Raw genomic sequence first — 13059 nt, 5'->3', positions numbered from 1 at the left:
CTCTCGTTCCAATCCATCACGGCGAGCTTGAGCCATACAACGGCGGCTAGGTCCAACTCACTTCACCACTTTTACGATCTCAACGAAATATGATCGTTAGCCCCTCTTGTGATCGTCTTTCCTTACTCCGGAATCTGTTATGCAGCAGCTACTCGTTCACCTCTAATGATCCTGGCCGCTTAGGATATCGAACAGCGACAGCGCGACCAATCGCTGCTGGCCCGCTATCAAATCCATGCCTACCTCGCCAACCCAGCGATTTCTGCCGTCCACGGTTTCGGATTGGCACCACGCTCGCAATTCCTCCGTCAGGCCCCGCGCACGTACCAGCAGCCGCGGGAAACTTGCTTTCACACCGGGCGATGGTTGATCGAGCAGTGTCTGGAGCATTAGCGAGCATGCCGCGTCGTCCTGCTTGAGGCGGCGAATGGTGGACGGTATCCAATGAGCAGGGCTTTCCCACAAATTGCCTTGCAGTTCGCTTGCGGCCCACTCTAAGACCTCCACGAGGCGATCCGGCCGCGAAATAACAGATACCAACTTGAGCATTACAGGGATTGGAAGCTGCGGTTGGCCTTCGAGACGCGTGCGCAGCGCTTGCAAAGCCACTGATTTTGGCCATCCCTCGCACAGCGCCATAATCGTACCTGCATGACGGGGGTCTGCCTCGAGGTCTCGTGTCAATCTAGCTTCGAGGTCTTGATCCGAAGAAAAGTTTCGACCCAAGGCTTCGCCGGCGGTTAGTACGGTCGAAAACGTATCCCAATTCGTTTGTCCGCTATAACTGAGGCCACGCAGACATATGTCCCTCAGAAGACCGCTATTGGGTCGATTTCGTTCGACGAACCGGATGGCCGGTGCGGGCAGCCCATTACTCGAAGCCTCGACCAAGCTTAGGGCAAATTTCGTCATGCCCTTGGAGGAGTCAATGTCGTTGCCGAAAACCTCGAAGAAATTTCCTCGTTGTACGCCGAGGACGTTAAGGGCCTCATCTTCCCCTCCCAACCCTTCGACGACTGCTGCCCATTCCGCCGCCACCAACCGCAACATTTCGCGGTGCTTGTGCATGCCGATGCCATGTATTTCTGAGAACTGATCCGGTTGCGGCAACAGATCCAACCGCTTCATTACTATCAGCGCGGCCACTGCCGCCTGACGGCGAGAATCCATCCGTGAACCTATCGCGTCTAGCTCGCTCACCGTTTCATCAAGATACTCTTGGCGCAGTTGTCCGGAGTCTCTGTTAGCTTGCGCAAAGCTGATGGATGCCTCAATAACGATATCGCCCGATTCCTCCCCACGGGCAGCGGAAATACGCGCACGACTGTACGGATCAGATATCGCACGTGTTGAGAGCGACTCAACGATCGCCGAGCGCATGTTTGCGTCAAGCGGTGCGGCAGCATCCAGCACGAGCTTTCGCATTGTGGCGTCACCCGCGAACACTTTCGCAACAGTGGCAATAGCGCCAGATTGTCTCTCAAGCTCGCGCTTGGCCAGACCCACAACGCGTTCATCACCGTAGAAGCCCGAAATGACTTCTCGGACTTCGTTTTGAACTACGAAACGATCTTTGTCGTAGCCGCGCGTAAGGACACGGTCGGTCGCCTCCCGATCCGAGGCGTCGATACCGAGAACAAGAAGTCCCTGTAAGGCAAAATCGGCTCTTACTCCATCTTCTTTGCACTCGACAACCTCCAACAGTAGTTCCCGGCAGCGCTCCTTATCGCTCATCACCAATGGCAGCGCGTGGGCAATGTCTTGTCGCTTGTCGATCGGCTGCTCGGCGACTTTATTGAGGGTCTCGTGGACTTCTGTGTCGGCCGCCCCCCACAGATCGAGAAGAGCCGATGCGGCCCAAAATGCGAGGTGGTTGCCTTCCACGCACTTTAGAAGGGCCGCCTTTATGGCGCGAGTCGGGGCGACCCTAGCAGCATGTGACAGCGTGTACGCGTCGTCCGGTCGATTCTTAATCACCCAGCTTTCTAGCGCCGGCGTTACCACCGGATCGCCTCTGAAATGCTTAGCCAGGTCGGCTAAATCTTCTCTATCAAAGAGGCAGTGGGGATGCTCTTTTTTAAAGTCGGCTGCGACTAACTTCGCGACCTGAGGATCACCCGGAAAGCCATTAATAAGTAACCCGAAATCCGGTCTGAGACGTCGAACATACCTGTGGCGCTCGCCATCGGTCTCTCGCAGCGCAAATTGCCGAAGCTTTTCCCTGCCAGCCCAGCCAGCAAGGAGGGCTTCACCGAATACCCCGTTTAACGTGTAGTCGTCGCGCTCTCCGATTTCCGTCAGACGAGTGAAGTCATCATCGCATTGCTTGCCCAAAGCGATCAATCCACGAATTCCGGCGATCGCAATCAAGGAACTTTCAGAGTCCCGCGCAGCGCTAAAAATCGTCTCGGCGCTTGGATGCTGTAACCATCCTCGCCAAAACGCTTCGATCGCAGCAGCTGCTGCACTGATGCTTGCAGGATCAGCAATCAGCCTGCTCAGACGTTCCGCTATTTCAGGATGACCACCGAAACACCTGGCGAGCGTTCGAGCTGCTGCTTGCGCTGCGCCGAAATATTCATCGTGCAAGCCACGCCAAAGAACGGTCTCGATCCCCGGATCGTCAGGCCACCTTCCGATTACCTCGAAGGTTTCCTGGAGACCGTAACTCGTCCACCTGGGAAACCATTGGCGCAACTTGTCCGAGATCTTGGGACCCAAGATTGGGGACGAAAGACCCTCAATAGCTTGCGTCACTAAAGCGCGCCGAACGGACGGCCACCTTCCCAGCTCGATCTGATCAAAGGCCTTGTCAGCCAACCGGATCGCTAGTTGGGGTGTCTTTTTGAACTCTCCAAACGTCGCTTCGGCAAGCAACGTGTCTCTTGATGCAAGCGTCGCAATATCGCCCGCCGCGCCTTCTATGATGCCTAGCAATCGGTCAACTTCGGCCGGCCGTTGCAGCTTGTAGAGAAGGCAAAGGATCACTTCTCTCCAGCGCGGATCGGCCGCACGAGCTCCGACGAGTTCAATCTGCTGTTCGAATTCTAAGCTCGCGAGGTGCAGGGAGGACAAGAATTCTTGAAACACTCGATGGAAGAAGCCAACCTCGCGCGTCGATTTTTTAACGAGTATGCCGATATCTTCTTCGCCCAACGTTAGAATGGCGCGAGCATTTTGATTTGCATCGGACGCCGACATGCCGATGCGTTGAATGAGACATTGGCTCACGACATTGATAGCCTGATCAATGTCAATCGAATCCGGTGAAGCGCCTTCCTGACCGCTATGGATGGCGTACGCGAGCGCGGCCAGTGTCATTTCTCGAGTTGGAAGATCTAGGGTGTGACGGGGCGAGCCCGCGAGCGCGGCCTTATCTCGTGCCGTTGGATGCAAATCAAGCAGAAGCTTTGTGAGTTCGTCGTAGGCGAGGAAACGGTTCCGGGGTAATTGCAGGTGTGCTTGCTTAAGCGCAATCAAGCCGGTCAACAAGAGCGGGGTTGCGGCAAGCTGCGCCATAGGCCCGTTTCGCTGAAGCTCCTCGACAAACGCCGTCGCTTGCCGGTTCGCCTTGCTAATGACTTCCTCGACGCTCTCCCCGCCGGGGTTCAAATGCGCGAACCAGGCCTTAGCCAATGCGACTTGTTGGTCCACAGAGAATGACGCAATCTCTGAAGTTCGCCAGGAACCGTCGAGCCCGGTTATGAGCCTAAAACCATGCGGCCGGCCGGTCATAATCGCCCGGATAGAATGCCGCTCTGTTAACGACTGCAAGAGCGTGAATGCTGTATTCGCCGCAGTCTCGTTATCCCACTCGTCGATGCCGTCGACGAGTAGGAACAATCGCTTATCGTCATAAGCCTTGCGCACGAGCGCTAAAAGGTCGGGTTCATCTTGCCGTCTAAACCAAGACTCGATCGCATCGATAAGCGAACAGCGATCCTTGTCTGCCGCTATCAGCTTGGTCCAGAACGCGAAGGATACCCAGACAGGCAAGAAGTCGGGATGTTGGCTCCTCAGCGCAACAAACTTTGGAGTTTCCGACAACATATCTAGCGCGATAAATCGCAGGAGTGTGCTTTTTCCGGCGCCCGCTACTCCAAGCACAATGTCGTGGTTTGCGGTCGCGATCCAGTTCTCCGCCGCGATGCGCGTCTTTTCCTTTCTGGGCGAGTCATCCTTGCGAGCGAGTGGCAGCGTCGCCCTTTCGCTAAGACTGGGATCGGTTCTAGCCATCGTCTGTTGCGGCGCTGACGGCACTTCGTCGGCCACGACCTCAGCTTGAAGCATCAAGTCGGGTTCGATAAAGCGCTCCGACAGCTGGAACTGCCTCTTGCCGCCTGTCGGCGAGTTTAGAAGGCTCAGAACGCCGGGATCGACGCTGGCAAAATGCGAAATGTAACAGGAGCGGAGTTTGCGCTTAAGAGAATAAAATTCGGATGGCGTAAGTCGCTTAGCGAGTCCATCGGCGGCCTGCTTGCCACAGAAGCGCTCGGCCCAAGCTAGGCCAAAAAAATCGCTTACGATCGTTGCCTGGGATTTTAGCCGCAGCCCAAGCTGTTCCCCGTCGAGTGGCTGGAATTCAACGCCTCTTTCCCTTAGTTGAGCCGCACACTCCTCGATTTTGTCCTGCACGTCGGCCGAACCAAGGTTGGCTTGAACGCAAAGTACGAAGCGATCGCTCTTTCCAGCCCACGGACCGTCAAGGAACTCCTTAACGGCGGCGTCGATCTTAGCAGGGCCAAAGGATTTATGGCGCTTGCTTTGCCAAGTCGCATATTTCGCTGTGGAGGTTCGGCGAACATAAATATCAATTCCACCTTGCTCCTGACCGGCGGTTCCGTAGAGGCGACAATATTCGACGTCGCCATCTAAGCTTGCGAGACTGCGGCATAGTCTCTCAAAATTTTGCCAAGTCAGTCCACCAAAGGGCAACTCTTGAGCATGCGTATCTATTGGAGGCGCGATTTCTGCGTTGTCCGGCGGCTCAAGCAACCAAGCCGGATTGTCATCACTTTCGAGCTGCCCGACGACGGTCATTCGCTAATCTGAAGCAAAGGACCGGCCATCAATTCATCCCAGGAGGGCCGCCTCACCTCCTCCTTCGGGACGCAAATGGACAATTCGTGTTGCCAACGGCCTAACCCCTTTACCTCAAGGTCGAGGCGAATGGGCAGCCAGTTGTTGGTAGGAGTATCGGCGAGCAGCTTGATTCCGAATACCCGCTCGACGCATTGGAGCGGCGTGTATTGGCTATTGTAGAGTGGATCGATGTAGGGGATCGCGGCCTGCCGGATGACCTCCAGTTTCAAGAATTGTTCGAACCAGGGCGAGCCGGCGAGCAGCCGGAAATACTCGGCGATCCGCGTGCCAAAAACACGATGGAAGGGACTTTCGCCTTTCTGGCTTGAGAGGCATGTCTTGATCTTCTGCGGCAGCGAATCCACGCCCGATACTAGTGCAAGGTCGCCGGACGCTGTCAGCATGAGATCGTGCTCTTCTGATAGAGCAAGGTCCCCCGCAAGATCGGCCGCGCGGACGCGCTCAACGCTCGGAGCCACGGCAAACGCCAGCTCGTATCCACCGCTTTGCAGTTTCTTGAAAGAAGGCGCTCCGCTCATGACACGTCCATCGCCGAGGCTGTTCACCAGCACGTACCGATCCATCGGCGGCGCGCGGTCGTAGCGCGCAATGAAGGTAAGCAGGGCGTGAAGATCGCCATCTACAAAATCTTGCAGATGAAAGCTCCACTCCGACTGGTTCGCACCGATCAGCTCGCCACAAAAAACGATGTCGGGACCGATAGCGATCAACTCGTTGACGGTCTGTCCTCTCTGAACGCCCTCTCGGTGCTGCCTGTCGCAGCTGGCCTCATGTTCGCGCTTCATGGCGCGAAGTTCGTCCGCGGAATAGGTAGCCTCATCATCGTCGATTAGATCGGCATGATGGCTGCACAGCCAAATGCCGTTTGAAAAGCCTTTACGCTCTTCCTGCGTCATCGATGCCAGATAGCGCCTTCCACCCGGCGCCGCGGCATGGATATGCGCGGCCTTTCCGGTCATGCTCACAGCGTCAGGAGCCTCTTCGCTCGGACCAGAAGTCGAGCATGCGCATCCCCGAAACGAGCAGGCGTATGCTGCACGAAGCGCGAGCGCTTGTTTGGTTTTGGCCGAAAACTCGTCGCGCTTGCTCACTGGGTAGCCTCCAATTCGGCTCAAATCAGCATAGAACGATTAACGAACATTCTCAATGAGGGTTGCTGCTTGACGCACTGGGAAGAACGCTGCAAGTGGCCGATGTGGTCGGCATCCGCGCACTTGCTGTTCACGCGAAGGATGACCAAGCCGCTGCCTTCGATCGGCACTTCGGATTCTCGCCTTCGCCGACCGACCCGCGCCATCTCTTTATGATTATCAAAGACATTCGCCTTGCTGCGCATTGGCAAACTTAATCGGTTTCCACCTCAATTATCCCGATCCTATCGAACAACGTCGAAATCGAACGCCTATGGCTTCCTGCCGCAAGGCATCTCGAGTGAGCGTGTCAATATGATTGAAGCCGGAGTGTTCCCCGGCTTGAGTGGGAAGTATCGGCTCAGTGCTATCCTGTCAGATTTGATTTTATGCTGGCCCAATTCCAGACGGAATAAAGATGCCAGATAGCATACAGCGCGCCTGCAAGCGCACCGATAATTACGACGCCGGAATAAGCCGGATGGCTTTTGACGTAATCAGTGTACAAAGCCCATTTACCAACATCAGTTTTCAGCGATCCGCTTTCCAGGCGACCGATGATGTCTTCGAATAAGCCAACCTTGCGCAACGTCGAGCGATGTAAATCTAAATACTTCTTATTGTCCCATGCGTCAGCTTCCTGCTGGCCAGTGAGAAACCCGGTGTCGGTCATATTGTTTAGTCGAACAAGACTTTCTAATTTAGGGTTGCCCACGTAATCCCAGCCGTAAATCCCGACCAAGAGGCGAGAAAGATCAAACAATCTCGACTCGGGTATTTCTTGAAAATCCTTTCCTTGCAAAACTTGATAGCGACGTTTGATTGCTCCGAATCCATAATTTTCGTCGCGCATGTTCCAGTGAATCCAATTGCAATTTCGGTTCGCGTCCACGAACTGATAAAATTCGTCAAGCATTTGCAATTCGAGCTTATCGTAGTTTGCGTCGATCTCGTTCGGGGGCAGCCCATTGATTTCTGCCATTTTGTGAATCGAAAATGAAACTGTCTGCGCTGATTCGAGCCTGCGGACCGCAATAGATGTTACTCGGGGCGAACGTCCATCAGTTTTGTAGAAGCTCTCACAGGCGTAATGTATTAGGAGCGCACTTTTGGAATTTGCGAGAATACGCTTGATCGCATCCCAGGAATGTTTCCGTCGCTTTAAGTCGACCAACATTTTCATACAAATCGCTTCCCGTCGGCGGATCAAGAATCTACCGCGCCATTAAGCGCGGGGGGATCACAGGTTGCAAGTAGTCAGATCGCATATAGTCGGCATGCCACGGTGACGACTGGAGGCCGCTATGGGAAGAGGTGTTGTGATCGACAAGGATCTTATAAATAAGCTGAAGCGGGTCAACGACATGACCCATGAAGTGCGCCTCATCACGACCATCTTGCAGTTTGCTCGGAGTGGTCACGCTACAGACGTCATGGTCGAGCAAGCGATCGCTCTTGTCGATAGGCAGATTGTTGTCGCACAGAACGAAGGTGATGAAAGTCTGTTAAAGGCAGCGCTCGATCTCAAGGCTGGGCTTGAAAAGGCACTGGTCGATGGCGTCAAAACGCTTCGCGAAATACGCGGACCAGGAGACGAAGCCCGTAAAGTCGAAGAACCGCTAGCGCGTGCGCGAACGTCGCTCGGCCATCAAATCAGGCGTCAGCGCCGATGTGCTGGGGGCGTTATCGACATATTCGATGTCACTGCCGACGAACTGATCGAATGCAAATTGCACGGCACAAGCGCCGCTCTGGGCGAGGCAGCTGGACAACTCAAGCGCTACAGCCGATCGTTCCCCGGATCGCGCTTGACCATTGCTGTGCTTGGCATCGAGCCCGAGGCGAACTGGCTTGCCGAGATTTTACGTAGGGAGGGTATCGACATTATCGAGATCGGGAGCGGACAAGTGATTTCCGAGGATCATCCTTGATCGCGCAAGCTCATAGCTCGTCAATGTGTCCTTCGGGTGACCGACGCGAGTCGGTCGTCCGATTGCGGACTTCCGTCGATCGGCGTCACGGAATTTCAAACTCCGCTACAACTGATAAGCTTTGCGACCAAAGCTCATCAGTTAGCGGATGGACTCAGTTTGTCGGTTTACCGACGTCGGCATTAGTTCGAGATTGTAAGCGTAGGAATGAACCCACCGGCGGAACGATTTTGGTCGTAGATCAACAATGGCAGATCGGCCTTTGGCATGCGAACGCGGCCGACTTCGACGGCAGCTGAATTGGGGAGGATGGGAAAGACATTGATCGTCGCATCTTCCCCATGCAGCGCCTTGATCCGATCGAAGAGTTGCCGAAGCTTTTGCTTAAACAGCACGAGATCTTCGGGGCGCCGCATGATGTCGTTATGCGGATTTTCGGCCGTTAGCGACCAGATGGCGACATCGTCTCCAAGCGCCGCGCGGATCCGATCATCAGTCACGGTGGCGCTCAACGCGAGCTTGAGGGCGATCGTCTTCGGCGGTCCGGAATACTCGCCGACCTCGAAGTTAATGGCCGGCTGGCCTGACTGCCATCGCCAGGTTGAAGGTTCGCGACACTTCTGGTGAACTTTGACGGGCACGATGTCACCCAGAAGGTTACCAAGTTCGATCAACAAGGGCTGCGGCGCGAGCGCAAAGACGCTGAGCTGCCTGATCTCTCGTTGCTCGATGCGCTCCTTGACGCGTTGCGCGAACACGCGGCGAAGATTGTCTTGCTGGAATTTCCAATAAGCCGCTTCATGGTCGCGGAGCGCGGAGCCGGCCAATTCGATATCGATCGTTCGGCCTTCGGCCGGATGGTGATCGGGAGGCATGGCCGCAAAGATTGACCGCGTCGAGATCAGGGCGTCGCGTGAACCTATATCGGCCGCGAAGCGAAGCACATGCGCCGCGCGCTCCTGCGCCATCCCTGTTACGATGGCGATACGATCCTCGTGCTCGGCCTTCATTTCGAGCAGAACTGGCTCGGGATGGTCAGCGAGGTAGTCAACGTCAACACCTTTGTGGTGCGCCGCACAAAGCAGCATTAAGTTGTTGATATCTTTGGCAAGAAGGGGCGAGCGGACTGGATCGCCGCGGGGACCATCGGCGCTGTCAGCCACAATATGAGCAACGAAGCCGAACTTCCCGTCCTCTCGTCCAGCAACCAGATCACCGATTAATTCCTGATTGCAGCCTCGGTATTCGCAACGACCAGCCGCCTTGGCCCAGAGGGCAACCTGTGTTTTCGGGGGAATTTGCGTCTTTGCCATAGTGCGAATCCACTGAGAGTTGTTATATTGTTCACGATTTACCCCAAAACCTCAACCCTACCGTGCGACATACACGCGCTTGGGTCGAAGAAATATTCGGGAAAGGCGCAATGAGCGGACAGCAGCTGACGCGCGAAAGCGAAGAATTCCTCGAGGACCTCGCCGAAGAACTGAGCGTACCTGAAAGCCGATACGAACAGGCCGAGCGGAGCTACAAGGCGTTGGGCGAATGGCTTCATCGCGATGCTTCGCGCGTCCGACAATTCGATCCTAAAGTGTACGTTCAGGGCTCTTTTCGCCTTAGTACGACAATCCGTCCCTTGAACGAGACGGAAGAGTACGATGTCGACTCTGTCTGCGAACTCCAAAAACTGAGTAAAACATCTCTCACGCAGAAGCAGCTCAAGGATTTGCTTGGCATCGAGATCGAAGCCTACCGCAAAGCCAAGAATATGACGAAGCCTCTGCGCGAAGGGCGCCGTTGCTGGGTTCTGGACTACGCGGAGGATGCCCAGTTTCACATGGATATCGTGCCTGCTGTCCCGAATAGCCAGAGCGCGCGCATTCTGCTCGAGACGTATGGGCTCGATACAAAATGGACGCAAACGGCGATCGCAATCACCGACAATGAAGGACCGTTCTACACGGTTTTGACCGATGATTGGCCACGTTCGAACCCGAAAGGCTACAGTGAGTGGTTCAAGAGCCGGATGGCCGCCATTCTTGAGCGTCGGCGCCGGCTCGTGGCCGAAGCGAAACGTGCAAAAGTCGAGGATATCCCGGATTACAGGGTGCGCACGCCGCTGCAGGCAGCCGTTATGATTTTGAAGCGGCATCGCGATTACAGCTTCGCGAATCGTAAAGACGTTCGCCCCATCTCGGTCATCATCACGACCCTGGCGGCGCATGCCTATGGCGGCGAGGAGACGATTGGCCAGGCACTTACGTCCATCCTTCTTGGAATGGACAAGCATATTCTGTGGCACAACAATCGATACTGGATTCCGAACCCGACCGATCCTTTGGAGAACTTCGCCGATAAATGGTTTGAGCATCCCGAGCGCGCCCAAGCTTTCTACCAATGGCTGGCGAGGGCCAGGGCTGAATTTGCTGAAGCCGCGCGATCTCACGATAAGAAGTTGATCACCGAAACTGTGGCTCGCGGCGTTGGCGGCGGTGTTGCCGACCGTGCCGCACGCCGCCGGCAATCACCGGCCGCATCTTCGCTCTTGCGGGCGGCCGCAGTAGCACCTGCCGGTGCCGGTCTATCGTTCCCCGACAAGGGGCGCGTGCCGACGAAGCCAAAGGGATTCGGTGCCATCGAATGATCTGGTGGTTTGATAATCCGGCGCGCGCGCGATCCGAGCGGCAGGGCGTGGCGGAACTCGCCGAACGCGTGGGCTGGCTTAAGGGCGTTCGCTGGTATCTGACCACGGGCCTCGCGCTATCGGTCGATTTTGAAATCGAGCACGGCAGTGAGATTTTTCCTCTGACGATGACGTATGTCGCGTTCTTTCCGAGCGCTCCTCCCATCGTCATACCGCGAGACGGCGCCAAGCTATCGAACCATCAATATGGTCCGGGAGGAAATCTATGTCTGGAATACCGCGCGGATAATTGGGAAGGTACGGTCACAGGCGCGATGATGATCGAAAGCGCTTACCGGTTGATCGCCGGCGAGCGTACACTTGATGTGGAGCTGCCGTCTGCGCATCATGTGTCAGTCGGCCAAAGCGCTCGTGGATCCATCTTCAGATTCTTGCTCACAGCAGTGGCTGAAGCGCGCTTGAAAGAGGTACTTCCTGGCGAATGCCTTGAAATCGGTATTGCCGAAAAGTGCTATGCCGAGGCTATCACGGTCACGGTCGTCGAGATCGACGGTGTCACGAAGATAGGCGCCTGGCCAGCCGGCATGCGCGAGATCAAGAGACGCGCGGACGTTGTGCGTTTGCCGGATGGAAAACGCGCTCCGGCCCCCAAACAGGAAAGTATCGTTGAGCTCCTCGCCGACATGGGTCTGACCAGCCTTCTTCCGAAGGCGTTGGCGACGTCGGGTGATATGGATCTGGTGCTGATTTCAGGGAACGCGGTAACGCATTATTATGCGTTTGGCGCCGACGAAAAGCGGCAGTTTGGCCGTTCCAAAACATTCGTCGCGCCGTCCGCTGAACGGCTGCCCGCGAACTACGCCCCGCTTGCCGCCCGGCACGTCGGCCTTGTTGGCTGTGGTTCTTTGGGCTCAAAAATCGCAATAATGCTCGCGCGTGCGGGCGTAGGTAAGTTCACGCTCATCGATGACGATCTTTTCTTCGCAACAAATCTTGTTCGGAATGAACTTAGCGGCACGTCGGTAGGCGAACATAAGGTTGATGGATTACGCACACGTCTCATGGAAATTGCCAATGCGATCGACGTGACCGTTCGGCGCGTAGCGCTTGGCGGTCAAGAGAGCGCCGATTCGACAGATTCAGTCATGTCGGCGCTCGAAGCATGTGACCTCATCGTCGATGCTACCGCCGATCCCCATTGCTTCAACTTCTGCTCAGCGGTCGCGAAGGCAGCTCTGCAGCCCCTGATATGGGGCGAGGTCTTAGCTGGAGGCATCGGCGGTATTATTGCGCGTGTGCGTCCTGGGTCCGAACCCGAACCGCAAAGGGCGCGCAATCAGATCATGGCTTGGTGTGACGAGCAGGGCATCCCGGCGCCGGTCGCGGGATCAGAAAATCCCTATGCTGCGAACAGGGATGACGGGCCGCCATTAATCGCCGACGACGCCGAAGTGACGATTATCGCTGGGCATTTGAGCCGAATGGTGATCGATGCACTTCTTGGCGAAGAAAGTGAGTTTCCGGCGGCGGCATATGCCATCGGTCTGCGCAAGGCGTGGATCTTTTCACAGCCTTTCGATACACGCCCAATCCAGCTATCCGGCAAAGAGCCTTGGCAGACGGAACAAAACGAGGCATCGAAGGATGAAACTTTGGCCCTTCTTCGCGAACTCTTGCCGAGCACCGTCGATGGTGACGATAAGCCTGCCGAATAGTCAGCGCGCGCGTTTTCGTACGCATTTGCGACGCGGCGGCGTACGGGAGATCGGCGGCATCCTAATGGGTGAGCAGGTCGGCCCTGATCATTTCCGCATTGTCGATTTCTCTGTCGATGATACGATCGGCACGGCTGCGCATTTTGTCCGTAGCACCGAGCACCATGCGGCCGAGCTTCAAAAGTTTTTTCAACGCACCGGGTCCGATTTTCGCCGCTTCAATTACCTTGGTGAGTGGCATTCGCATCCGAGTTATGCGGTCCGTCCGAGCTACGAGGATGTCGCATCTATGCAGAGCCTGGTCGATGGCGAGCGCGACATCGATTTTTCAGTCCTACTTATTGTCAGACTAAGTTGCTTTTGCTGGTTCGAAGCGGGAACTTACATGTTCGTCCGGCACACCAGACATTATCCCATCGTACTAACGCGCTAGCAGCGTCGCTGCATGAAGTTATTCTGAACACGTTATGATTCAAGGTTGCTTACAACGCTTAACACCACGGCCATGTCATGGACGCGATAGTAGGCGCTATCTTCAG

General features: G+C 55.7%; 9 protein-coding genes. 5 read left to right on the top strand and 4 right to left on the bottom strand.

The window, feature by feature from the left end; all coding sequences use genetic code 11:
• Positions 1-162: 162 nt before the first annotated feature.
• Together ACLFLU_RS17840 and ACLFLU_RS17835 are read right to left on the bottom strand one after the other, a co-directional pair.
• A complete protein-coding gene (locus tag ACLFLU_RS17840; RefSeq protein WP_426413463.1) occupies positions 163-5040 on the bottom strand; it encodes an NACHT domain-containing protein in 4878 nt (1625 codons plus the stop codon).
• Positions 5037-6194, bottom strand: coding sequence for a hypothetical protein (locus ACLFLU_RS17835; protein ID WP_426413462.1), 1158 nt, complete (start codon positions 6192-6194; stop codon positions 5037-5039). Before ACLFLU_RS17835 ends, ACLFLU_RS17840 begins: the two co-directional genes overlap by 4 nt.
• 95 nt (positions 6195-6289) lie before the next feature.
• Here ACLFLU_RS17835 and ACLFLU_RS17830 point away from each other — a divergent pair, with 95 nt between their 5' ends.
• A complete protein-coding gene (locus ACLFLU_RS17830) occupies positions 6290-6451 on the top strand; it encodes a hypothetical protein (RefSeq protein WP_426413461.1) in 162 nt (53 codons plus the stop codon).
• Positions 6452-6600: 149 nt separating this feature from the next.
• On the opposite strand, the gene ACLFLU_RS17825 is transcribed toward ACLFLU_RS17830, so the two are convergent.
• Entirely contained in the window at positions 6601-7215 is a 615-nt protein-coding gene (locus ACLFLU_RS17825) for a hypothetical protein (RefSeq protein ID WP_426413460.1), read from the bottom strand.
• Between the two features lie 337 nt (positions 7216-7552).
• Here ACLFLU_RS17825 and ACLFLU_RS17820 point away from each other — a divergent pair, with 337 nt between their 5' ends.
• Positions 7553-8164, top strand: coding sequence for a hypothetical protein (locus tag ACLFLU_RS17820; RefSeq protein WP_426413459.1), 612 nt, complete (start codon positions 7553-7555; stop codon positions 8162-8164).
• 182 nt (positions 8165-8346) lie between these two features.
• Here ACLFLU_RS17820 and ACLFLU_RS17815 read toward each other — a convergent pair whose 3' ends face one another.
• Entirely contained in the window at positions 8347-9477 is a 1131-nt protein-coding gene (locus tag ACLFLU_RS17815; protein ID WP_426413458.1) for an SAVED domain-containing protein, read from the bottom strand.
• A 110-nt stretch (positions 9478-9587) separates the two neighbouring features.
• On the opposite strand from ACLFLU_RS17815, the gene ACLFLU_RS17810 reads away from it, so the two are divergent.
• The 3 genes from ACLFLU_RS17810 to ACLFLU_RS17800 are packed head-to-tail and all read left to right on the top strand — an operon-like array spanning position 9588 to position 12953.
• Positions 9588-10805 (top strand): nucleotidyltransferase domain-containing protein, encoded by a 1218-nt coding sequence (locus ACLFLU_RS17810; protein WP_426413457.1) that lies wholly within the window; start codon positions 9588-9590, stop codon positions 10803-10805.
• A complete protein-coding gene (locus ACLFLU_RS17805) occupies positions 10802-12520 on the top strand; it encodes a ThiF family adenylyltransferase (protein ID WP_426413456.1) in 1719 nt (572 codons plus the stop codon). The genes ACLFLU_RS17810 and ACLFLU_RS17805 overlap by 4 nt, the downstream gene beginning before the upstream one ends.
• On the top strand, positions 12450-12953 hold the full coding sequence (locus ACLFLU_RS17800; RefSeq protein WP_426413455.1) for a Mov34/MPN/PAD-1 family protein: 504 nt from the start codon (positions 12450-12452) through the stop codon (positions 12951-12953). The genes ACLFLU_RS17805 and ACLFLU_RS17800 overlap by 71 nt, the downstream gene beginning before the upstream one ends.
• Positions 12954-13059: the final 106 nt, after the last annotated feature.

This window comes from Bradyrhizobium ganzhouense, assembly GCF_049949285.1.
GTDB classification, from domain to species: Bacteria; Pseudomonadota; Alphaproteobacteria; order Rhizobiales; family Xanthobacteraceae; genus Bradyrhizobium; species Bradyrhizobium ganzhouense.
The sequence above is the reverse complement of the archived record's forward strand: the minus strand, read 5'-3'. Positions and strand labels throughout refer to the sequence as shown.

What these genes read in the sequence shown, in the direction of transcription:
- ACLFLU_RS17810 (WP_426413457.1), top strand. Translation starts at nt 9,588, where the DNA reads ATGAGCGGACAGCAGCTGACGCGCGAAAGCGAAGAATTCCTCGAGGAC.
- ACLFLU_RS17800 (WP_426413455.1), top strand. Translation starts at nt 12,450, where the DNA reads ATGAAACTTTGGCCCTTCTTCGCGAACTCTTGCCGAGCACCGTCGATG.
- ACLFLU_RS17840 (WP_426413463.1), bottom strand. Translation starts at nt 5,040, where the DNA reads ATGACCGTCGTCGGGCAGCTCGAAAGTGATGACAATCCGGCTTGGTTG.
- ACLFLU_RS17825 (WP_426413460.1), bottom strand. Translation starts at nt 7,215, where the DNA reads ATGGCAGAAATCAATGGGCTGCCCCCGAACGAGATCGACGCAAACTAC.
- ACLFLU_RS17815 (WP_426413458.1), bottom strand. Translation starts at nt 9,477, where the DNA reads ATGGCAAAGACGCAAATTCCCCCGAAAACACAGGTTGCCCTCTGGGCC.
- ACLFLU_RS17805 (WP_426413456.1), top strand. Translation starts at nt 10,802, where the DNA reads ATGATCTGGTGGTTTGATAATCCGGCGCGCGCGCGATCCGAGCGGCAG.